This is a genomic window from Actinomadura rugatobispora (assembly GCF_055379765.1).
The window spans coordinates 11,950,311-11,972,461 of record NZ_AP029191.1; the positions used below are offsets into that span (position 1 = coordinate 11,950,311).

The following is a 22,151-nucleotide window of genomic DNA, read 5'->3' on the forward strand; positions in this document are numbered from 1 at the left end:
ATGGCGGGACCACTGTCCGGACTGCGGGTCGTCGAGCTGCAGAGCCGCGGGCCCGGTCCGTTCGGCGCCATGGTCCTCGCCGATCTCGGGGCCGACGTGGTGCGCGTCGTCCGCCCGGAGGACGTCGCGCCCGCCGCCGGTGCGCCCGCCGCCGGCGAGAGCGGGACGGAACGCATGATACGCGGCCGCCGCAGGATCGACCTGGTCACGCGCGGCCGCCGCTCCGTCGCCGTCGACCTCAAGCACGCCGGCGGCCTCGCCGCGGTGCTCCGCCTGGCCGGGAAGGCCGACGTGCTGGTGGAGGGGTTCCGCCCCGGCGTCGCCGAGCGGCTCGGCGTCGGCCCGGACGTCTGCCTCGAACGCAACCCCCGGCTGGTCTACGCCCGCATCACCGGCTGGGGCCAGGACGGGCCGTACGCCCGCACCCCCGGGCACGACATCAACTACGTCGCGCTGGCCGGGGCGCTCGACCCGCTGCGCCGCGGCGACGGTCCGCCCGCCCCGCCGCTGAACCTCCTGGGCGACTACGGCGGCGGGGGGATGCTCCTGGTCGTCGGCGTCCTGAGCGCCCTGTTCGAGCGGTCGCGCTCGGGCCGGGGGCAGGTGGTCGACACCGCGATGGTCGACGGGGTCGCCCTGCTGACCACGCTCTTCCACGGGATGCGCGCCGAGGGCCTGTGGTCCGACGAGCCCGGCACCAACGTCCTGGACCTCGGGGCGCCCTTCTACAACGTCTACGAGACCGCCGACGGCCGCCACGTGACCGTCGGCTGCGGCGAGCCGCAGTTCTACGCCGAGCTGCTCGACCGCCTGGGCCTGGGCGACGAGCTCCTGCACCGCCAGGCCGACCCCGCCGCCTGGCCGGAGGACAGGGCCCGGCTGGCGGCCGTCTTCAGGTCCAGGCGGTTCGAGGAGTGGTGCGAGCTGCTGGAGGGCACCGACACCTGCTTCGCCCCGGTGCTCACGCTCGCCGAGGCCCCCTCGCACCCCCACAACGTCGAACGGGGCACCTTCGTGGAGATCGACGGCGTGGTGCAGCCGTCGGCGGCCCCCAGGTTCGGTCGCACGCCCGCGGCGCCCGCCACGCCTCCGGCCGAGGCGGGCGGGCACACGAGCGAGGTGCTGCGCGACTGGGGCTTCGGCGCCGACGAGGTCGGCGCGCTGCTCGACGCCGGGGCCGTGGTGCAGGCCGGCCGCCCCTCCGGCCCCGACCAGCGATAGGGAGAAGATGGACGCGACCGTAGGGATACCGCCCGCCGTCACCGAGGAGACCCGGCCCTTCTGGGACGCGGCCGCCGAGGGCCGCCTGGTCGTCGAGGGATGCTCCTCCTGCGGCGCCCGGTCCTTCCCGCCTCGGGGGATGTGCCGCTCCTGCCGCGGCAGGTCCATGGAGCCGGTCGAGATCACCGGGCCGGGCCGCGTCTACAGCCTCACCGTGAACCACCAGCGCTGGCTTCCAGGTCTGGAGGTGCCGTACGCGGTCGTCCTCGTCGAGTTCCCCGGCCACCCGGGCGTGCGGGTGGTCGGCAGGCTGCGGGGCTGCCCGCCCGAGGAGGCGGCGATCGGCATGGAGGTCGGCATCGGTTTCGAGCCGGGGCCGGGCGGCTTCGCCATCCCCAGCTTCGTGGCCGTCGAGGGCGGCGAACCGTCCGCGCGGGAAGGGGAGGCCTGATGGGGACCGACCTGTTCGAGCGGCGGGCCGTGATCTCCGGCGTCGGGCAGTCCGCGATCGGGCGCCAGGTCGACCGGTCGGGCCTGCAGCTCACGCTCGACGCCGTCCTCGCCGCCGTCGAGGACGCCGGTCTGACGCTGGACGACATCGACGGCCTGGCCATGTTCCCGGGCGGGGGCGCGGCGAACCTGCCCGGCTACGCCAACGGAAACCTCTACGAGGTCCAGGACACGCTGCGGATCACCACGACCTGGCGCCAGGGGCTGGTGGAGGGGATGTCGCTGCCCTTCTACGGGCCGGCCCAGGCCGTCGCCACCGGGCAGGCCCGCCACGTGGTCATCTGGCGGACGGTGAAGGAGGGCAGCGCCAGCCGCAACGCCGGGGGCCGTCCCGCCTACGGCTCGACCAAGCCGGTCGCCGAGGGCCCGCTGGCGTGGCTGCTGCCCGTCGGGATGCTGTCGCCGGTCTGCCAGGTGGCCCCGTACGCCGCCCGCTACATGCACGAGTACGGCGTCACCCGCGAGCAGCTCGCGTGGATCCCGGTGACGCAGCGGGCGCACGCCGCCCTCAACCCGGACGCGGTCTACCGGACGCCGCTGACCGTCGAGGACTACCTCGGCTCGCGGATGATCTCCACGCCGATGTGCCTGTACGACTGCGACGCGCCCTGCGACGGCGCCACCGCCATCGTCGTCTCCGCCGCCGACACGGCGTCCGACCTGCGGGCACCGGTCCGCATCGAGGCCATGGCCGGGGTCGTGGAGGGCAGGCCGTCGTGGGAGCAGTGGGAGGACATGGGCCGCGTGGGCCACGGCGCCGCACGGGCGATGTGGGCGCGGACCGGCCTGCGGCCCGGTGACGTCGACGTCGCCGAACTCTACGACGGCTTCACCATCGAGGCCGTCTGGTGGCTGGAGGCGATGGGCTTCTGCGGGCCCGGCGAGGCCGGGGCGTTCGTCGATGGAGGCAAGCGCATCGCCCTCGACGGCGAGCTCCCGCTCAACACCTGGGGCGGCCAGCTGTCCGGCGGCCGCCTCCACGCCGCCTTCGGGCACACCGCCGAGGCCGTGCGGCAGCTGCGCGGCGAGGCCGGGGCGGCGCAGGTCGCCGGCGCGGAGGTCGCGGCGGTGACCAACGTCGGCGGCTTCGAGGCCGGCGCGGCGCTGCTGACACGCTGGTAGAAGGAGCGCCGAACGGCGCCGGGAAGCGCCGGCGGCGAACGGTTCGGGTTCGTACGAGGAGAGGAAGCGCCAGATGGTGGAGCGGGCCGGGCGGGTCGAGGGCAAGGTCGCGATCGTGACGGGGGCCGGGTCGACGCCGGGACCGGGGGTCGGCACGGGGAAGGCGACCGCGGTGGCGCTCGCCCGGGAGGGGGCGAGCGTGCTGCTCGTCGACCTGCACCCCGAGCGCGCCGAGGAGACGCGGGCGATGATCGCGGAGGAGGGCGGCAAGGCCGAGGTGTTCGCCGGCGACGCCACCCGGGCGGAGGCGTGCGAGGCGATGGTCCGCACGGCCGTCGAGGCGTTCGGGACCGTCGACGTCCTGGTGAACAACATCGGCCTGGCCTCGCTCGGGACGGTCGTCGACACGACCGAGGAGGCCTGGGACCGGGCCCTGGACATCAACCTGCGGACCGCCTTCCTCGCCTCCAAGTACGCGGTGCCCGTGATGGCCGCCAAGGGCGCCGGGTCGATCGTCAACATCGCGTCCATCTCGGCGCTCCGGGGGGACGGCACCCTCGCGTACTCGGCGGCCAAGGGCGGCCTGATCGCGATGACGGTCGACATGGCGTACTCGCACGGCCGCGAGGGGATCCGGGTCAACGCGATCGCGCCCGGCCACATCACCACGCCGATGGTGATGTCGGTCTCCGCGCCCGGCCCCCGCGCCGACTTCATGAACACGATGCGGTCCGAGGCGGGCCTCCTCGGGACGCCCGGCACCGGCTGGGACGTCGCCTGGGCGGCCGTCTACCTGGCGAGCGACGAGGCGCGGTGGGTCACGGGCGCGACCCTTCCCGTCGAGTCGGGCGTGCTCAGCGTGACCCCGCTGATGATGGCGCCGCGGCTGCGCGGCGTCCCCGAGCCCGGGGAGTGAGCGGCCGCCGGGCCCCGCGGCCGTTGCGCATCGGCCGCGCCGCGCCTAAAGTAAGTGAGCGAACACTCTCTAATGACGCCAAAGGAGCTCACGCGGATGGCTGACCAAGACGCGGCCGGTGCCGCCCTGTGCGAGCGGTACGCGGTCGCCGACGTCGACTCCCACATCATCGAGCCGGCCGACCTCTGGACGTCGCGCGTCTCGTCGAAGTGGGACGACCTCGTGCCCCACGTGCGGTTCCACGAGCGGCGGCAGGAGGACTACTGGTACATCGGCGACAAGAAGCTGTACGGCGTGGGCGCGTTCGCCCAGGCCGGATGGCCCGAGTGGCCGCCCTCCCACCCCAAGAAGCTCTCCGAGGCGCTCCCGGCCGCCATCGACCCCAAGGAACGCCTCGCCTACATGGACAAGGTGGGCGTTTACTACCAGGTGATGTACCCGAACATCCTCGGGTTCCACAGCCACCGTTTCCTCAACCAGATGCCGCGCGAGCTGGCCACCGAGTGCGTCCGCGCCTACAACGACTGGATCACCGAGTTCTGCTCGGCCGACGCCCGCCGGCTCATCCCGATGACGATGCTCCCGTTCTGGGACATCGACGAGTCGGTCGCCGAGATGAAGCGGGCCCACGAGATGGGGCACAAGGGCGTCCTGTTCGCCGCCCGCTACGACAAGGCCGGCTTCCCCCGCCTGATCGACGACTACTGGGAGCCGCTGCTGGGCCAGGCCCAGGAGATGGGCCTCAGCATGAACTTCCACGTCGGCTTCCTCGCGACCGACGACGAGCTCAAGGGCGCCGTCGACCAGTCCAAGAAGCTCGACTTCACCAAGGAGAGCGCGCTGGTCCTCCTGGGCAACGCCCAGAACATCGCCGAGGTGGTGCTCAGCGGCGTCTGCCACCGCTACCCGGACCTGAAGTTCGTCTCGGTCGAGAACGGCGCGGGCTGGCTGCCGTTCCTGGGCGAGAGCATGGACTGGCAGTGGCTGAACGTCGGCGCCCACAAGGAGTACCCCGACCGGATGCTCCCGAGCGAGTACATGCGCCGGCAGATCTACGGCATGTTCTGGTTCGAGCGGCAGTCGGTGCGGTCGGTGATCGACCAGCTCGCCGACAACCTCATGTTCGAGACCGACTTCCCGCACGCCACCAGCCTCTCCCCCGGCCCGGCGTCGGAGTCGCCGAGCCCACGCGACGTCATGGAGCAGGCGCTGGGCGGGCTGCCCGAGGAGACCGTCGGCAAGGTGCTCCAGCACACCGCGACGAAGCTCTACAACCTGGACCCTCCGGCCCGCGACTGATCCCCGGCGACGCCGACGCCCCCTCTGCGCCTGCGGGGCGTCGGCGTCCCCGGTCTCCCCCACGCACACCCCTCCCCGCCCCGCGCCTCTCCGCCCCACGCCCCGGCACCGCGCCCCCCGCTCCACACCCCTTGAGCCGTGCCTCTTCGCTCCGCGCCCCTTGAGGCCGCGCCCCCCGGCACCGCGCCTCCGCCTCGCCGCACCGCGCCCTTGAGCCGCGCCTTTTCGCTCCGCGCCTCTCCGCTCCGCACCCCTTGAGCCGCGCGTGCCGCACCGCGCCTCCGCGCTCCCGCCCCAGAGCCGCGCTCCGGGCGGTGCCTCTGAGCTGCAGCCCCGAGCGACGGAAAACCGGGCGGGAGAACACCCTTTGTCCGGCGGCCCCGTGGCGTTAGTATTCGCGCCACAGGTATGGCGTCAATTCGGAAAGCGTCCGGAACGCCGACCGCCGCGGGAGAGGGGCAGTGATGACCGCGCCCGAAGCCACCGGGGTCTACTACGACCCCTACGACCCCGGCATCAACGCCGATCCGTACCCGGTGTTCCGCAGACTGCGCGATGAGTCGCCGCTCTACTACAACGAGCCGCACGACTTCTACGCCGTCGCCCGGTACGAGGACGTCGAGCGCGGGGTGACCGACCACGAGACCTGCATCTCCGGCCGGGGCGCGATCCTCGAGCTGATCAGGGCGGGCATCGAGATCCCGCCGGGCGTGCTCCTCTTCGAGGACCCGCCCGTCCACACCGTCCACCGCGGCCTGATGAAGCGGGTCTTCACCCCGCGCCGGGTGGCGGAGCTGGAGCCCGGGATCCGCCGGTTCTGCGCCCGCAGCCTGGACCCGCTGGCCGGCGCCGGGCGGTTCGACTTCGTCGCCGACCTCGGCGCGCAGATGCCGATGCGGGTGATCGGCATGCTGCTGGGCATCCCGGAGCAGGACCAGGAGGCGATCCGCGACCAGGGCGACGCGCGCCTGCGCACCGAGGCCGGGCGGCCCATGGAGTACTCCGACGACTTCCTGGACGGCGAGGCGTTCGCCGACTACATCGACTGGCGCGCCGAGCACCCCTCCGACGACATCATGACCCACCTCCTGCAGGCCGAGTTCGAGGACGAGACCGGGACGCGCAGGCGGCTGACCCGCGAGGAGATCCTGACCTACGTCACCGTGATCGCCGGAGCGGGGAACGAGACCACCACCCGGCTGATCGGCTGGGCGGGCAAGGTCCTGGCCGACCATCCCGGCCAGCGGCGGCAGCTGGCCGAGGACCACACCCTGATCCCCAACGCCATCGAGGAACTCCTCCGCTACGAGGCGCCCGCGCCCCACGTGGCCCGGTACGTGGCGCGGGACGTGGAGGTGCACGGCCGGGTCGTGCCCGCGGGCAGCGTCATGATGTTCCTCCTGGGCTCGGCCAACCGCGACGACCGGCGCTACGACGACGGCGACCGCTTCGACGTCCACCGGAAGGTCGGCTCGCTCCTCACCTTCGGCCGCGGCATCCATTTCTGCCTGGGCGCGGCACTGGCGCGGCTCGAAGGGCGCATCGCCCTGGAAGAGGTCCTCAAGCGCTTCCCCGAGTGGGAGGTCGACCTGGACGGGGCCACGCTCGCGACCACCTCGACGGTTCGCGGCTGGGAGTCGCTACCGGTGCGCGTCGGATGACCGTTCCCCGGTCGGGCCGGGCGGCGCGACGGGATGGCAGGGCCGGCGAGGCCCATGGCGAAGTGGAGGGGACCTGAGCGATCAACCGGGCGAGCGCAGAGCGTACGACAGCCCGCTGCGCCGGCAGCGTGCCGCCGAGACGCGCGAACGCATCGTCGACGCCGGAGCCGAGATCATCCACGGCCTCCCCATCTGGAACTGGGACGCGCTGACCGTGCGGGCCGTGGCCGAGCGGGCCGGGGTCAACGTGCGGACGGTGTACCGCCACTTCGCGACCGAGCGCGACCTGCGCGCCGCCGTGCTGCACCGGCTGAGGAAGGAGGTCGGGATCGACCTCTCGGACCTGCGGCTCGAAGACGTCGCGGGCATCACCGCCCGGCTCCTGGGATACGTGTCCACCTTCCCCATCGCGCCGCGCACACCACGCGATCCCAACGTGGCCGCGGCCAACCGGGTCCAGCGGGAGGCGCTGCGCCGCGCGGTGGCGGGCCCGGCGGAGTCATGGCCCGCCGCCGACCGCGTGGTCGCGGCCTCCGTCCTCGACGTGCTCTGGAGCGTGGTCTCCTACGAGCGGCTGGTCACCGACTGGGAGCTCGAGCCCAAGGAGGCCATCACGGCCATCACCTGGGTCATCGGGCTGGTCGAGGACGCGATCCGCGAGGGCCGCCGCCCGTCGCCCTGAGGCCGCGCGGCGAGCCGCCGCTCCCTCGGGCGTTTCGCCCCACGCGCACCATGGAGGGGATGTACATTTTATGCCATATATGTGATGTTGATTGCGCCAGTCCCACGGACCCCCTACGTTACGAGTGCACACTCACTTATCTCCTGCCCCTTGCGTCTTCGGCGAAGGAGCGGATAAGGGAGAAGAAAGAGAGCATCATGAGAGAACTTCCTTCACACATGTTGGTCATGACGCTCTTCTGATCACATGCCCCATCCGCCCGAGCCGTCGTCCCCCCGGCGGCGGGTGACCCGTCCCGACGGCCCCGCCGCGTGCCCGCCCGGTCCCCCTTCCGGAACCTCCCGGTTCCGCCCACCCCATCGGAGGCCTCAGTGAGCACCACCACCGCGTCCCACGTCCCCAGGCGGTGTCCGTGAGCGCCGTGCCGAACCGCTTGGCGGGGTGGGGCGTGGGTGCTCTGGTCGCGATGGGTTCGTTGTTCGCGATCGGGTTGGAGGCGTTGCGGCGGACGTGGGATGTGCGGGATTGGTTCTGGGAGTTCGTGGAGCAGTCCTGGTTTTTGGCGCGGGTGACGATGTTGCCGTCGTTGCTGGTGGCGTTGCCGTTGGGGGCGACGGTGGCGTTGCAGGTGGGTGATCTGGCGGGGCAGTTGGGTGCTCAGTCGGCGACCGGTGGTGCGGTGGTGGTGGGGTTGGTGCGGCAGGTCGCGCCGATCGCGTCGGCGTTGATCATCGCGGGTGCGGGTGGTTCGGCGATGACCTCGGACATGGGCGCGCGCAATATCCGGGATGAGTTGTCGGCGATGGAGGTCATGGCCGTCAATCCGGTGCATCGGCTGGTGACGCCGCGGATGTGGGCGGCCAGCATGATCTCGTGCATGCTCGCCTCCCTGGTGATCCTGTCGGGTGCGGTGGGCGGTTTTGTGTTCAACGTGTTGCTGCAGGGTGTGACGCCGGGCGCCTATTTCGATGGGGCGCTGGGTCTGCTGCGGGTGTCGGACCTGTTCGTGACACTGGGCAAGGCGTGGTTGTTCGGTCTGATCGCTGCGCTGGTGGCCTGCTATATGGGGATGAATTGTGAGCGGAGCCCTGCCGGGGTTGGCCGGGCGGTGAACCGGGCGACGGTGGTGGCGTTCATGCTGGTGTTCGTTTTCAATTACGTGATCACGACGGTGTATTTCGTCGCGTTCCCGCCGAAGTTGTGAGTGGGGGCGGCTGATGTTGGTCAATGCTCCGCGTAAGGCGGCGTTGGGGACGACGCGGGTGGCGGTGGCGGGTGCCGAGCGGGTGGCGGCGTTGTCGGCGTGGCCGCGTTTCATCGGTGCGGTGCTGCTGTATTCGCTGCGTGACATCGTGTTCCGGTTCAAGTACGCCAAGACGGTGGCGTTGCAGGTCAGCGACATCGTCGTGGGTGTGGGCGCGACGGTGGTCGGCGGCGGGATGATCTTTGTGATCTTCACGATGTCGCTGTTCTTGGGCACCGAGATCGGTATGCAGGTGTACACGGGTCTGGAGGTGATCGGCGCCGAGTCGTTCATGGGCCTGGTGGGGGCGTTCATCAATGTCCGTGAGACGACTCCGGTGATCGCGGCGATCGCGTTGGCGGCGCAGTGCGGGTCGTCGTTCACGGCGGAGCTGGGGGCGATGCGGATCTCGGAGGAGATCGATGCCCTGGAGGTCATGGGCATTCACTCGTTCGTGTATCTGATCTGCACGCGGGTGGTGGCGGCGCTGATCGCGCTGGTGCCGTTGTATCTGATCGCCTTGTTCGCGAGTTTCTTCGCGACCCGGTTCATCAGTACCGAGTTCTTCGATCTGGCGCCCGGGGTTTACGACTACTACTTCCATCTGTATCTGCCGTTGATCGATTTGATCTATAGCGCGATCAAGGTGGCGGTGTTCGCGTTCGCGGTGATCTCGATCCACTGCTACTACGGCTACTACGCCACCGGCGGCCCCGTCGGCGTCGGGCAGGCCGCCGGCCGCGCGATCCGCCTGTCGATCATCGTCATCGTCACGCTCAACCTGCTGCTGTCGTATGTGTTCTGGGGGCAGGGCGGAACAGTGAGGCTGGCCGGATGAGCGCTTCCCAGGACGACTCCCTCTCGAGGCGCCTGGCCGTCTCGCTGCTGACGCTGGTGCTGGTGGCCGGCGCGCTGTATGCGCTGATCACCAAGCCATGGGAGGCCGAGGGCACGCGCCTGACGGCCGATTTCGACAAGGCGAGCCAGGGGTTGACGACGTCGTCGCCGATCAAGGTCCGCGGGGTGCAGGTGGGCCAGGTCGAGTCGATCGACCTGCTGCCCAACGGCCGCGCCCGCCTCATTCTTCGGATCAACGAGGGCGTCCAGGTCCCTCGGACGGCCCGGGCCTCCTTGGAGCCGGAGTCGGTGTTCGGGCCGAAGTTCATCAACCTCGTTCCCGGCGCCGGCGAGACGGCGGGGCCTTACTTGGCCAATCACGCTCATATTGCCGCGACGGCCGGGTCGGAGGACCTGGACGATCTCGTGTCCAGCGCCGATCGGATGCTGACGGCGATCGATGCGCGGGATGTGTCGATCATCGTGGGCACCCTCGCCCAGGGCTTGGGGGGGCAGGCCACTCAGGTGCGTGAGTTGCTGGATGATGCCGACACGATCGTGGCGATCGGTCATAAGCAGCGGCAGCGGGCGGTGCGGTTTACCGCTGATCTGGCGCGGTTGGCGCAGGTGCGCGGGATCGGTGACAGCGTGGCCGGTTTGGCGGGTGACACCAATGCGATCGTGGGCACGGCCGCTTCGGGTCAGGACCGGTTGCGGCGTTTGACCGGGGAGACCGCCCGCCTGTCGGGCACGCTGGCCGGTGGCCTGAACCGGCACGGCGGCCAACTCGGCCAAGCAGGCCGCTCGGCGGAACGTGCCACCGCGTTCATCTACGCCCAACTAGGGGTCGGGGGCGGCATCGTCAGTCCCTCCGTGAACGCCATCATCGATCAGTTGCCGATCTACCGGGCGGTGTCGTGGCCGGCCGCTCCGCAAGGCAAGCACATGCTCGCAGCCAAGATCATGCTTCCCACCGATCCCTGCGAGCTCATTCTGGGCATCTGCGGCTCCGGCACTCCGTCCACGCCGCTCCCTTCCCTAGGAGGGCGGTGACATGGCGGCGCGTCCTGAGAAGGCGTTCTCCTCGCTGGCGCGGTTGTTGTTGTTCCTGGCCGTGACGGTGACGTTGACCGGGTTCATCGCGATGCAGATCGCGCGGCTGGACTTCTCCGATTCCTACCGGGTCACCGCGACCTTCGACGATGTCGGGGGGCTGCGTGAGGGTGACCGGGTCAAGATCGCCGGGGCCCCGGTCGGGCAGGTCGACCAGATTCACGTCCGCAAGGGCCGCGCCGAGGTCACCCTGTCGGTCCGTGAGCGGCACCGCCTCCCCTCCGACAGCGAGGCCGCCGTGCGGTGGCGGGATCCGATCGGGCAGCGGGTGGTGTATCTGATCCCGGGCACGGCGGGCGCGAGGCTCAAGGACGGCGACAAGATCACCCGGACCCGGTCGGTGGTGGATCTGGGTGAGCTGATCAACCAGATCGCGCCGCTGACGCGGACGCTGGACCCCCAGCAGATCAACCAGCTGATGACCTCGCTGCACCAGGCGCTGGAGGGCAACGAGGCCAACATCCACCAGCTGATCGGCAACATCGATCAGCTCTCCTCCACCATCGCCGCGCGCCGCCAGAGCCTGCAGCGCACCCTGGACGACTTCGCCGCCGTCACCCAGGTCCTGTCCCGCCGTGACAAGCAGATCGCGACGATGACCGACAACCTGGTGACGCTGTCGGGTGCGTTCGTGGACAACCGCAGGCTGGTGGATCAGGCGATCACGCAGCTGGCGGCGATGGTGCGGACCTCCGACAAGCTCACGGCCGGCAACGCGCGCGAGCTGGAGGAGGTGGTGGGCCGGATGGCGGTGGTGATGGGCGGCACCAACCGCAATCTGGACCGTTTGACCCCGATCCTGAAGTCGGCGGGCCCCAAGATGTCGCGGCTGTTCGACCTGATCAACGAGGGCGAGCTGTTCGTCGGCACCACCCCCTGCCTGACCCTGGCTCCCGGCCCCTGCCCCTACAAGGCCGAGTTGAAGAAGTACCCCGAGCGCGGTTCTTCGGAGGATGTGCTGCGGGGCCTGGTGGTCGGAGAGGGGAACTGATGGCGCGCACGTCCTTCCGTGACCGCAACCCCCTCATCGTCGGCATCGCCGGATTGACGGTGCTGTCGCTGGGCGTCACGATCTCCTTCCTCACCGGCACCCTGGGCCTGCTCAAGGAGCGGTACACCATGACCGGGGTGTTCGCCGACACCGGCGGCCTGCGCTCGGGCCACGAGGTCGAGGTCGCCGGGGTCGCGGTCGGTGAGGTCACCGAGGTCAAACCCGATTTCCGCAACGGCCGCGTGATGGTGACGTGGAAGGTCGACAGCAAGGTCGAACTCGGCCCGCGCACCCGCGCTGAAATCCGGATGTCCAACATCCTGGGCGGCCGGTACCTGCGCCTCAGCGGCCCGGTCGGGGAACCCTACATGGCCGATGTGTCCGAGGGCCGGCGGCGGATCCCGCTGGAGCGGACCGCGACCCCGATCACCTTCAACGATCTGCTGAACGAGGGCACCGGCACCCTGGCCAAACTCGACGCCAAAGCCGTCTCCTCGGTCCTGGACCAGTTGCGGGACGTGTCCCGCCAGGGCCGCGGCCGCCTGGGCGGGGCGTTGCAGAATCTGACGGCGTTGGCGGAGGCGGTCAATGAGAGCGATCCGCAGATTGCGCGGTTGCTGGCCGATGGGGACCGGTTGATCGGGCTGGTCAATTCCAAGGATCGGCAGTTGTCGCAGCTGGCCCGCAACGCCAGTGTGCTGCTGGGGCAGCTGCGTGACCGGCAGGCCGAGTTGAGTGTGCTGCTGGGCAGCGGCGACCGCACCGTGCAGAGCCTGTCGCGGTTGATCAGCACCAAGCAGGCGGAGCTGGTCGAGATCGTGGATGAGCTGGGGACGACGATGAAGACGCTCGAGCCGCAGATGGACGATCTCAATCAGACGCTGGCGTGGTCGGGGCCGACGATGGCGGGGTTTGTCAGCACCGGGGTGAACGGGCCGTGGTTCAACGCGGTGTTCTCCCAGCTCGGTCCGCTGGCGGCCAGTGATCTGCAGGGCCTGACCCAGATGCTGCAGAGTGGACGGACCGCCCGATGAGACGTTTGATCCCTGTCCTTGCCGCCGCGGTGATGGTGTTGTCGATCGGCGGCTGCGCCGTGGTCCCCGGCGGGAACGGCACCTATCGGATGAGCGTGTACTTCGCGAAGACTCCGTCGTTGTATGAGAAGTCGCGGGTGAAGGTGATGGGCGCCGATGTCGGCAGCATCACCGCCATCGGTGTCCACAACCGCCAGGTCCGCGTCGATCTGCGGATCCGCGAGGACGTCCCCGTCCCGCGTGATGTGCGCGCGACGATCGTGGCGGCCAGCACCATCGGCGAACGCAGCGTGGTCCTGCATCCGGCCTGGCGTCCGGGGACTCCGCGGGCGCCTGCGGGGTCGGTGATCCCGCAGGAGCGGACCGACCTGCCGGTGGAGATCGATGAGGCCCTCACCGCTTTCACCGCTCTCACTCAGTCGATTGATCCGGGGGCGTTGGGTGAGGTGTTCGAGGGGGGTGCGCGGGCGGTCGATGGGCGTGGTGATGATGTCAACCGGGCGTTGCAGTCGACCGGGACGCTGGCGGGGAATCTGGCCGCCCAGGACCGCAAGCTCGCCGGGATCGCCCGCGATCTGAACCAGCTGGCCACCTCCCTCAACCGCCGCGATGAGAAGCTCACCGCCTTCATCGGCGACTTCTCCGCCGCCAGCCGCGCGCTGGCCGATGAGCGGGCGCGGCTGCGGACCTTCCTGGCGGGTTTGGAGGCGCTGATCCGGCAGGGCGGGGCGGTGGTGACCGCCTACCAGGAGAAGCTCCCCGCCGTTTTGACCGAGGCGTCGGAGATGGTGATGACGCTCAAGGCCAACAGCGCCTCGATCTCCCAGGCCATCACCTCGCTGGCCGGGGTCACCGACGCGGTCATCAAGGCCTGGGACCGCAAGACCGGGACGATCACGGTGCGGGCGCAGATCAACGCCACGCTGCGGATCTGGCTGCAGCCGATCTTCACCGCGATGGGCTGGGGCAAGGTGCCCTGCCTGGACGGGCGGAACGGGTGCCGGTCCACCGTGCAGCGGAAGGGACGATCATGACCGGTGGCAGGAGGACAGTGGTCGCGGCCGTGCTGGCCGCCGGTACCTGCACCGCATGTTCGGTGCAGACGCTGGGGGCGCCCAAGGGCGACTTCACCCTGTACGCGGTGTTCGGTGATGTGCAGAACCTGGTGACCGGGCACAGCGTGCAACTGGCCGATGTGCGGATCGGGACGGTGATGACCGTCCAGCTGCAGGGCTACAAGGTCCGGGTGAGGATGTCGATCACCAACGGCCGCCGCGTCCCCGCCGGGACCACCGCCGCCATCGCCAAGACCTCCCTGCTGGGCGAGAACTTCGTCCGCCTCACCCCGCCCAAGGGCGCGGCGATGAGCACCGGCCCGTTCCTGGCCCAGCGCGCCACCATCACCCAGACCACCCTGGCCCCCGACCTGGAATCGGTCACCCAGCGGGTCGGCCCGATCCTGGCCGCGGTCGGCGGCCAGGACATCGACGCCATCGTCACCACCCTGGCCAGCGCCACCACCAACAAAGGCCCCCAGCTCAACCGCATCATCAAACGCTCCACCGAACTGTCCGACAGCTACGCCGCCGCCGCCACCGACCTGGGCAAGGTGATCGACGGGCTCGGCCGGTTGTCCTCCTCCCTGGAGAAGGGGTCGCGGGACCTGGACCGCCTGCCCGGCATGGTGTCGCTGGCGACCGAGCGGGTGCGCAAGGACCGGGCGGAGTTGAAGGGGTCGGTGCAGGAACTGGTGCGGCTGGGCAACTCCTTCAACACCACCTTCCAGCAGCGCCACGCCACCCGCCTGCGCGCCCTGCTGCTGCGCATCGACCAGATCATGACCTCCATGACCCGCGGCAAGGAACAACTCAAAGAGGTGGTGGACCTGCTGGACAAGGGCCTGGTCAACGCCCCCTCCATGACCTACGACGGGCAAGCCCTGGCCCATGCCTGGGTCGCGGGGTTCCTGCCCGACACCGGACCCAAACCGGTACGCGATCCGGCCCGTGAACTTCGACGCCTGCTGGCACCCAGGTAAAAGGGAGAGCGGTCGTGACCTCACGCATCCTGGCCAACCTGGCCTTCTTCACCGCCCTCGGCGTCGCTCTGATCGTCTGGGCGCTGACCAGCATCATCAGCGTCGACGCCGTCCGCCGCCCCTACACCCTCACCGCCGAGTTCGCCTCCTCACCCGGCCTGCGCCCCGACCTGGAGGTCGCCTACCTGGGCGTGCGCGTCGGCAGCATCGGCAACGTCGCCCTGCGACCGGGCAAGGTCGCCGTCCAGCTCAAGATGGACCGCGGCACCACCATCCCCACCGGCGCCCGCGCCGCCGTCCTCCGCAAATCCGCCGTCGGCGAACCCTACGTCGAACTGTCCCCGCCCTCAGGGCCCGACGGGGCGCCGATGCGGGCCGGAGACAACATCCCCCTCGCCCGCACGTCGGTGACGGTGGAGTACAAGCAGCTGTTCGACAACGCCGGCAAACTGCTCCGGGCGACCCGGCCGCAGGACGCCAACACGCTGCTGCGCGAGCTGTCCAACGGACTGGAAGGACGCGGCACCACCCTGCGCGACCTGATCGGCGACACCCACCAGCTCGCCGGCACCCTGGCCGACAACGCCGGCACCCTCGACAGCCTCGCCGTCCAGCTCACCGCCCTCACCGCCACCCTGGCCCCCACCGCCCCCCAACTCGGCACCGGCATCAACGACCTGGCCGCCTTCACCCACACCCTCAAACAATCCCGCCACGACCTCGACAGCATCCTGCAACGCGGCCCCGCCATGGTCACCCAGACCAACAACCTCCTCACCGCCGCCCGCCCCGGCCTGCGCTGCATCCTCCACGCAATGAGCGCACCCGCGCCGCCGGTGTTCACCCCGGCCAACACCCGGCATTTCGACCACGCTCTGACCGTGCTGGCCAAACAACTCCCCATCGCCACCGACTCCTTCATCGAGAAACGACCCGAGGGGAGTTACGTCCGGCTCAGGCCGCTCATCTCCATCGGGAACGGCGTCCCCACCCCTGATGGCCGGCTCTACTCGCGTGAAACCCCCGGACCAGTCATTCCGCCGCTTTATGAGTGCACCGGCCAGGCACAGAGCACCAACACCGGCCAGCAGGGCGGTTCCAAGCAGGGCACGGCTGCTCCCTCGGCGCCCGGATCCACGGCGGGCACCATCGCCAAGGGCCCCTTCATCACCGCTGACAAACGGGCCGCCGACACCCCACACGACTCCCCGTGGTCACGGTGGCTGCCGCTGCTGCCCGTGGCCGCCGCCGCACTCGTCCTGGCCTACGCCGCCTACCGGATGAGCGCCACCGTCCGACGCCGACCCCGAAGCTGACCGGAGGCAGTATGACCACCAAAACCAAGAAGACCGGCACCGACGACAAGAAGGCCACCGGCGACGAGGAAACCCGGGACGAGGAAACCCCGGACACCGCCACCGCAGCGGCGACCGAGAACGCCGACACAGACAAGGCCAACGCGGACGGCAAGAGTGCCGCGGCCGAGAAGGCCGAGAAGGCCGACGCGGATGGCAAGGCCAAGGGCGAGGCCGTGGACGGCGACGCCGGCGATGAGGGCGACGACGACACGAAGACCGCCAAGGAGCGGCCGCGGCGGCGGACGCCCCCGCGCGGCCGCGGCCTGGTCGCCGGGCGACGCGACAAGCTCGGCACCGCCCTCATCCTCATCGTCCTGGCCGCCGTCACCACCACCGCCGTCCTGCAATGGCGCCAAGCCGACCACCTCAACCAGCAAGCCCACACCCAGCAGCAAGTCCGCACCCGCGCCGCCCAATTCGGCCGAGCCCTCCTCGCCTACGACCACACCGACCTCAACAGCGCCCGCACCCGCATCCAACAACTCACCGCCACCGACTTCGGCAAAACCTACGAAGCCGCCTTCACCGGACTCGCCGACACCATCGGCAAATACAAAGCCACCGCCACCGCCACCGTCCGCGACACCTACATCAACCACATCGACGGCGACCGCGCCAAAGCCCTCGTCGTCCTCGACTCCGAAGTCCGCTCCACCGCCGGCACCCGCCGCGTCCTGGGCACCAAACTCCTCCTCGAACTCATCCGCGAAAAAGGCCAATGGCGCGTCAGCGGCCTCGCCTCACTCGAAGCCGACGACGAGACCATGACCAAACCCGACGGAACCCCCACCACACCCAACGGGACGGGCGGCGACCCCGCGGCGCCCGCGCCGCAGCCGGACAAGACCCCCTGACCCGAGCCCGCGGGGTCTCAGTCCGGGAGGAGGGGGTCTGTCCAGTTAACGGTGTGACTCGATATTGCTGAGGTCAGCTGCCGGCGGTGGTGAGGCGGCCTTCGAAAGCGATGTCGAAGGCGTTGAGGGCGGCCTTCCACCGGGCGATCCAGCGTTTGCGGCCGGTGCCGGTGGGGTCCAGGCTCATCACCGCGAGGTAGACGCACTTGAGGGCGGCCTGCTCGTTGGGGAAGTGCCCGCGGGCCTTGACCGCGCGGCGGATCCGGGCGTTCACCGACTCGATGGCGTTGGTGGAGCACACCACCTTGCGGATCTCGGGGTCGAACTGCAGAAACGGCACGAACTCGGCCCAGGCGTTCTCCCACAACCGCACGATCGCCGGGTACTTGGCGCCCCAGGTCTCGGCGAACTCCAGCCACCGCTCCATCGCCGCCGACTCGGTCGGTGCCGTGTAGACCGGCTTGAGCGCCTTGGCGATCTTGTCCCAGTCCTGCCGGGCGGCATAGCGGAAGGAACCGCGCAGCAGATGCACGATGCACGTCTGGACCAGGGCCTGCGGCCAGACGTGGGCGACGGCGTCGGGCAGCCCGGTCAGCCCGTCGCACACCACCATGCAGGCGTCGTCCACGCCCCGGTTGCGCAGCTCGGTGAGGACCTGCAGCCAGTACTTGGCGCCCTCACCGCCGCCGTCCCCGGCCCACAGCCCCAGGATGTCGCGGGTGCCCTCGGCGGTGACCGCCAGCGCCACATAGATCGGGCGGTTGGCGACCTGCCCGTCGCGGATCTTGACCTGGATCGCGTCCAGGAAGATCACCGGATACACGGGGTCGAGCGGCCGGTTCTGCCACTCGATCATGCCGTCGATGACCTTGTCGGTGATGGTGGAGATCGTCTGCTTGGACACCGAGGCGCCGTAGACCTCGGCCAGGTGCGCCGAGATCTCGCCATGGGTGAGGCCCTTCGCGCTCAGCGACAGCACCATCTCGTCCACCCCGGTCAGCCGCCGCTGCCGCTTGCGGACGATCTTCGGCTCGAACGTGGCGTCCCGGTCCCGCGGCACCTCGATCTCGACCCGGCCGACCTCGGTGGTGACCATCTTGGAACGGTGACCGTTCCGGACGTTCCCGCCACCCTCGCCCGTCCGTTCGTGGCGGTCCCGGCCCAGGTGATCGGTGATCTCGCCCTCGAGCGCCGACTCCAGCACCCGCTTGGTCAACTCGGCCAGCAAGCCCCCCCCTCACCGGTCAGCTCCAGGCCCTGCTCGCGGGCCTGGGCCACCAGTCGGCCGACCAGCTCCTGCTCGACCGCGGCCGTGGTCGGCTTGTCGGACTCGGCCACCACAGCCTCCGTGCTCGTTCCGGTTGTCATGTGTCACTCCATGATCAGGAGTTACACCGAAAACCGTACAGTCCCGGAGGAGGGGGCCGACCGGGACGGTGGTCACCGCGTGCACGAGCAGTTCGGCCAGTTCCCTCGGACGGCTGAGGAACGGTGAGTGCGAGGCGTCGATGGTGAGCGGCTCGACACCGAGCCGCCGCACGACGGCGTCCGAGAGCCAGCGGGGTTCGGAACTGTTGGCGGGAGAGTGTTCATGAGTGTCCATGAACAATCAGGAATGCCCGTGGTGGCGTGCCGCCACAGTGTACGAGCAATCAAATCGATTGCACGTTCGAACAGCCTCACTTAAAGTGTTCGCCATGTCGCGTTCCGCTTCCAGGGTGGTGGTCGCCGACGAGACGGCCCGCGGCGATGCACCCGCCCCCCGAGTCCGCGCCGCGTCCGGCATGCGTGCGGCGTCCGGGGTGCGTGCGGTTGCGGCGCCGTTCGTGGCGGCGGGCCCGTCGGGGGTGGCGGTGCGTGACCGTTTCAGGGCCTGACCGCTGCCGACGAGCAGGTGCTACGGCTGGTAGGAGCGCATCTGGGTTCGCAGGCCGCCCGGGATCTGAAGGCCCGGTGCGGCGACGGCCTGCACCATGATGCGGATCGGTGGGCGGCGCGTAAGCGGGAGTTGACCGGGGTGTCGTCGGCGCGGTGGGCCGGTTCGATCACCAAGGCCACCCATGACCAGTGGGCCCTGGCCCGGCGCGCCCAGCAGGCCCACATCCAGGGCCTGGAGGCGGGGGTGCGGACGCTGGAGCACCGACTGTCCCTGCCGATCGGGGCCGAAGGCACCAAGCGCGCCCCGGGCGGGTACCGGTCCCGGCGCGAGTGGTTTCACAAGTCCCGCCGCCTGGGCGTCCTCAAAGACCGCCTCACCCGTGAGCGGGCCGACCGGGACGCCGGGATCGTGCACGTGGTGCGCGGCGGAACCAGGCTCGCCCGCACCCGCCACCACCTCGACGCCGCCGGGCTCACCGAGCAGCGGTGGCGGGAGCGCTGGGAGGCCGGACGCCGGTTCCTGCAGGCCGATGGCGAGAGCGGGAAGCGGTACGGCAACGAGACCATCCGCCTCACCCCCGACGGCCAGGTGTCGATCCGCCTCCCCACCCCCCTGGCGTCCCTGGCGAACGCTCCGCACGGCCGCTACGTCCTCACCGCCCGCGTCGCGTTCCGGCACCGGGGAGCCGAGTGGGCCGACCGCATCGAGGCCGACCGTGCCGTGGCCTACCGCATCCACCACGACCCCGAACGCGACCGCTGGTACCTGACCGTGTCCTGGCAGCGCACTCCTTCCCGCACCCTCCCCCTCCGGACGGCGTATGCGCGGGGTGTGATCGGGGTGGATGCCAACGCCGACCACCTGGCCGCATGGCGGCTCGACCCCTGCGGCAACCCCGTCGGCGACCCGCACCGGTTCGACTACACCCTGACCGGAAGCGCCTCGCATCGCGACGCGCAGATCCGGCACGCTCTGACCCGCCTGCTGCACTGGGCCGCGTCCTGCGGCGTCACCGCCATCGCCATCGAAGACCTCGACTTCACCGACGGCAAGACCCGGGAGAAGCACGGGCGGCGCAGGCGGTTCCGCCAGCTGATCTCCGGCTTCCCACCGGGAAACTGAAGGCACGGCTGGTGTCGATGGCGGCCGAAGCGGGCTTGGCGGTCGTGGCCGTCGACCCGGCCTACACATCCAAGTGGGGTGCCCAGCACTGGCAGCAGCCACTGCGCACCCCTGACCGAGAAGTTTCCCGGCACGATGCCGCGAGCATCGCGATCGGGCGACGCGCCCTCGGGCACCCGATCCGGCGACGGACGGCACCGCCCCCTGCCCACCAGAGCGATGAGCAGGGGCATCGGACCGCCCAGGCCCGACCCGGCGCACGCGAGCGCGAGGGAACCCGCCCACCCATCACGGAACGTGCACACGATGCACCCAGCCGGACGGGCAGACGAACGCGGGCGACCAGCGCATCCAACACCGTTCGGGATACGCGCAGTACCCAGAGCCGACATCAGATGTCACTCCTGGACACTGTTTAGGAACGGTTTCGCCCGGTCCTGGTCCGCCTCCCAGAACCGGGGAATCGACACCGTGGCGCTGTGGTAGTCGCCGAACGACTCGGGCGTGAGCCGTTCGAACGCCCATCGGGCGGTCGGCTCGTCGCAGTCGTGGTGGAAGAAGTCCCGCGCGCCCTCGTAGTCGGCGAACTCCATCCGCCCGTCGTCGTGGAAGCGCAGGTACCGCAGCATCCCGGTGACGTCGCCGTCGATCTCCCCGTCCTCGGCGTCGCGCATCGTCATGGCCTCGGGGATGGTGCGGCCCTCGCGCGGCAGCCCGGCCGCGAGGTACACGACGTGGCGCACCAGGCCGGTCGCCGCGTCCGCGGCGACCGTCGCGTCGTAGCCGCCGCCCGAGTGCCCGACCAGGACGTCGCCGGGCCGCAGCACGGACACGATCGCGTCCCGGCGGTCGCCCAGATCGCCCTCCTCGTCGCGGCGCTCGCCGTGCCCGGGCAGGTCGACGGCGACGGCCCGGTGCCCGAGCCGTTCCAGTTCGAGGATCGTCCGGCTCCAGCACCACGCACCGTGGAAGCCGCCGTGGACCAGGACGAATCTCATGGGCGGGGGGTCAGGACCGCGGGCCGGGGGTGAAGGTGATGGGCACCGACAGCGGGGCGCGGTTGAAGGTGGAGTGGAAGTCGATGTCGGCGTCCGGCTGGAGCCTGACGTCGACGAGCCGCTGCGCGATCTCCTCCAGGGCGATGCGCAGGTTCATGCGGGCGAGGTTGGAGCCGACGCAGCGGTGCGGGCCGGCGCCGAAGGCGATGTGGCGGTTGCTGGTGCGGTCGAGGTCGAAGGAGTCGGCGTCGGGGAACTCGGCCTCGTCGCGGTTGGCGGAGGCCCAGTAGATGAGGATCTGCTCGCCCTCCTTGATCTGGTGGCCCTCGAACTCCACGTCGTGCCTGGCCGTCCGGCCGATGCAGATGAACGAGCCGTCCAGGCGCAGCAGTTCCTCCACGGCGGCGGGGATCCGCTCGGGGTTCGCGCGGAGCTCCTCCAGGATCTCGGGGTGCTCGCAGAAGCGCTGCATCGCGGCGCCCAGCACGCCGGCGGTCGTCTCCAGCCCGCCCAGCACCAGCAGCTGGACGGTGCCGATGACCTCCTCGTGGGTGATGGGACGGCCCTCGACCTCGGCGTTCATGACCGCGTCGACGACGTCGCCGCGCGGCTCCTCCTTGCGCCGCCGCTCGATGAACTCGCTGATCCATCCGGCGAGCTTCATCAGGCAGTCGCGCGACTCCTCGATGTGCGGCAGGGAGGCCATCGTCGCGTAGTGGTTGACCTCGTCCAGGTCGTCGGAGGGCGCGTGGAGGGCGAGGTCGAAGAACGCCAGCCCGGGGTAGGGGCGGGCGAAGTCCTTCATGAAGTCGCACTCGCCGCGCTCGATGAAGTCGTCGATGAGCCCGGTGACCAGCCGCCGGGTGGGCTCCTCCCACGGCGCGATCTTCGCGGGGGTGAAGTGGACGTTGATCAGCCGTTTGAAGGTGCGCTGCAGCGGCGGGTCGATGGTGACCGGCAGGACCTTCATCCCGGCGCCGAGGTTGGGCACCGTGATGCCGAGCTCGGAGCTGAAGGTCTTCCAGTCCTGCGCGATGCGCAGCACGTCCTCGTACTTGGTGGCGTACCAGAACCCGCCGTACTGGTCGCTGTGCGCCACGGGGCACTTGGCGCGGGCGCGGGCCAGCGTCGGGTGGAAGTCGCGGGCCAGCTCCGGCGACAGATGGTCGAAATGGCGCTCGACCCATTCGTCGGTGATCGGTCCGCCCGACGCGCTCGTCTCCATCAGATCTCCTTCTCCGGCGGCCCCTTGCCGGCCGCTGTTCATAGCTTC

General features: G+C 70.3%; 20 protein-coding genes and 1 pseudogene. 18 read left to right on the forward strand and 3 right to left on the reverse strand.

Annotation, left to right across the window (positions count from 1 at the left end):
* From ACZ466_RS53685 to ACZ466_RS53760, 16 genes are all read left to right on the forward strand, one after another.
* The gene (locus ACZ466_RS53685; protein ID WP_378291405.1) at positions 1–1,221 is read left to right on the forward strand and encodes a CaiB/BaiF CoA transferase family protein; all 1,221 of its coding nucleotides are present in this window, start codon (positions 1–3) and stop codon (positions 1,219–1,221) included.
* A 7-nt stretch (positions 1,222–1,228) separates the two neighbouring features.
* Positions 1,229–1,672, forward strand: a complete 444-nt coding sequence (locus ACZ466_RS53690; RefSeq protein ID WP_378291403.1) for a Zn-ribbon domain-containing OB-fold protein — start codon at positions 1,229–1,231, stop codon at positions 1,670–1,672.
* Positions 1,672–2,853, forward strand: coding sequence for a thiolase family protein (locus tag ACZ466_RS53695; RefSeq protein WP_378291401.1), 1,182 nt, complete (start codon positions 1,672–1,674; stop codon positions 2,851–2,853). Before ACZ466_RS53690 ends, ACZ466_RS53695 begins: the two co-directional genes overlap by 1 nt.
* 73 nt (positions 2,854–2,926) lie before the next feature.
* Entirely contained in the window at positions 2,927–3,769 is an 843-nt protein-coding gene (locus tag ACZ466_RS53700; RefSeq protein WP_378291399.1) for an SDR family NAD(P)-dependent oxidoreductase, read from the forward strand.
* A gap of 96 nt (positions 3,770–3,865) precedes the next feature.
* On the forward strand, positions 3,866–5,068 hold the full coding sequence (locus ACZ466_RS53705; RefSeq protein WP_378291397.1) for an amidohydrolase family protein: 1,203 nt from the start codon (positions 3,866–3,868) through the stop codon (positions 5,066–5,068).
* Positions 5,069–5,532: 464 nt separating this feature from the next.
* The gene (locus tag ACZ466_RS53710) at positions 5,533–6,729 is read left to right on the forward strand and encodes a cytochrome P450 (RefSeq protein ID WP_378291395.1); all 1,197 of its coding nucleotides are present in this window, start codon (positions 5,533–5,535) and stop codon (positions 6,727–6,729) included.
* 208 nt (positions 6,730–6,937) lie between these two features.
* Entirely contained in the window at positions 6,938–7,411 is a 474-nt protein-coding gene (locus ACZ466_RS53715; RefSeq protein WP_464044070.1) for a TetR family transcriptional regulator, read from the forward strand.
* Between the two features lie 412 nt (positions 7,412–7,823).
* Positions 7,824–8,615, forward strand: coding sequence for an MlaE family ABC transporter permease (locus tag ACZ466_RS53720; protein ID WP_464042407.1), 792 nt, complete (start codon positions 7,824–7,826; stop codon positions 8,613–8,615).
* Positions 8,616–8,628: 13 nt separating this feature from the next.
* Complete coding sequence (locus tag ACZ466_RS53725; RefSeq protein ID WP_464042409.1) at positions 8,629–9,492, forward strand: ABC transporter permease; 864 nt, start codon at positions 8,629–8,631, stop codon at positions 9,490–9,492.
* Positions 9,489–10,544 carry an MlaD family protein gene (locus tag ACZ466_RS53730; protein WP_378293594.1) on the forward strand — a complete coding sequence of 352 codons (1,056 nt, stop codon included), beginning with the start codon at positions 9,489–9,491 and terminating at the stop codon, positions 10,542–10,544. The genes ACZ466_RS53725 and ACZ466_RS53730 overlap by 4 nt, the downstream gene beginning before the upstream one ends.
* 1 nt (position 10,545) lies before the next feature.
* On the forward strand, positions 10,546–11,595 hold the full coding sequence (locus ACZ466_RS53735; RefSeq protein ID WP_464042411.1) for an MCE family protein: 1,050 nt from the start codon (positions 10,546–10,548) through the stop codon (positions 11,593–11,595).
* Positions 11,595–12,629: an MCE family protein gene (locus tag ACZ466_RS53740; protein ID WP_464042412.1), complete on the forward strand. Its 1,035-nt coding sequence runs from the start codon at positions 11,595–11,597 to the stop codon at positions 12,627–12,629. The genes ACZ466_RS53735 and ACZ466_RS53740 overlap by 1 nt, the downstream gene beginning before the upstream one ends.
* Entirely contained in the window at positions 12,626–13,663 is a 1,038-nt protein-coding gene (locus ACZ466_RS53745; RefSeq protein ID WP_464042414.1) for an MCE family protein, read from the forward strand. The genes ACZ466_RS53740 and ACZ466_RS53745 overlap by 4 nt, the downstream gene beginning before the upstream one ends.
* Positions 13,660–14,667 (forward strand): MCE family protein, encoded by a 1,008-nt coding sequence (locus tag ACZ466_RS53750; RefSeq protein ID WP_464042416.1) that lies wholly within the window; start codon positions 13,660–13,662, stop codon positions 14,665–14,667. The genes ACZ466_RS53745 and ACZ466_RS53750 overlap by 4 nt, the downstream gene beginning before the upstream one ends.
* 14 nt (positions 14,668–14,681) lie before the next feature.
* Positions 14,682–15,983, forward strand: coding sequence for an MCE family protein (locus ACZ466_RS53755; RefSeq protein WP_464042418.1), 1,302 nt, complete (start codon positions 14,682–14,684; stop codon positions 15,981–15,983).
* A gap of 11 nt (positions 15,984–15,994) precedes the next feature.
* Positions 15,995–16,879: a hypothetical protein gene (locus ACZ466_RS53760; protein ID WP_464042419.1), complete on the forward strand. Its 885-nt coding sequence runs from the start codon at positions 15,995–15,997 to the stop codon at positions 16,877–16,879.
* Positions 16,880–16,952: 73 nt separating this feature from the next.
* Here ACZ466_RS53760 and ACZ466_RS53765 read toward each other — a convergent pair.
* Positions 16,953–18,247, reverse strand: a pseudogene (locus ACZ466_RS53765) (IS256 family transposase).
* A 329-nt stretch (positions 18,248–18,576) separates the two neighbouring features.
* Between ACZ466_RS53765 and ACZ466_RS53770 the strand changes: the two are divergent.
* Positions 18,577–18,756: a hypothetical protein gene (locus ACZ466_RS53770; protein WP_378288205.1), complete on the forward strand. Its 180-nt coding sequence runs from the start codon at positions 18,577–18,579 to the stop codon at positions 18,754–18,756.
* A gap of 140 nt (positions 18,757–18,896) precedes the next feature.
* Complete coding sequence (locus tag ACZ466_RS53775) at positions 18,897–19,880, forward strand: hypothetical protein (RefSeq protein WP_378288204.1); 984 nt, start codon at positions 18,897–18,899, stop codon at positions 19,878–19,880.
* 398 nt (positions 19,881–20,278) lie between these two features.
* Here the strand turns inward: ACZ466_RS53775 and ACZ466_RS53780 are convergent, their stop codons facing one another.
* Positions 20,279–20,878, reverse strand: a complete 600-nt coding sequence (locus ACZ466_RS53780; RefSeq protein WP_378288203.1) for an alpha/beta fold hydrolase — start codon at positions 20,876–20,878, stop codon at positions 20,279–20,281.
* A gap of 10 nt (positions 20,879–20,888) precedes the next feature.
* Complete coding sequence (locus tag ACZ466_RS53785) at positions 20,889–22,103, reverse strand: cytochrome P450 (protein ID WP_378288202.1); 1,215 nt, start codon at positions 22,101–22,103, stop codon at positions 20,889–20,891.
* Positions 22,104–22,151: the final 48 nt, after the last annotated feature.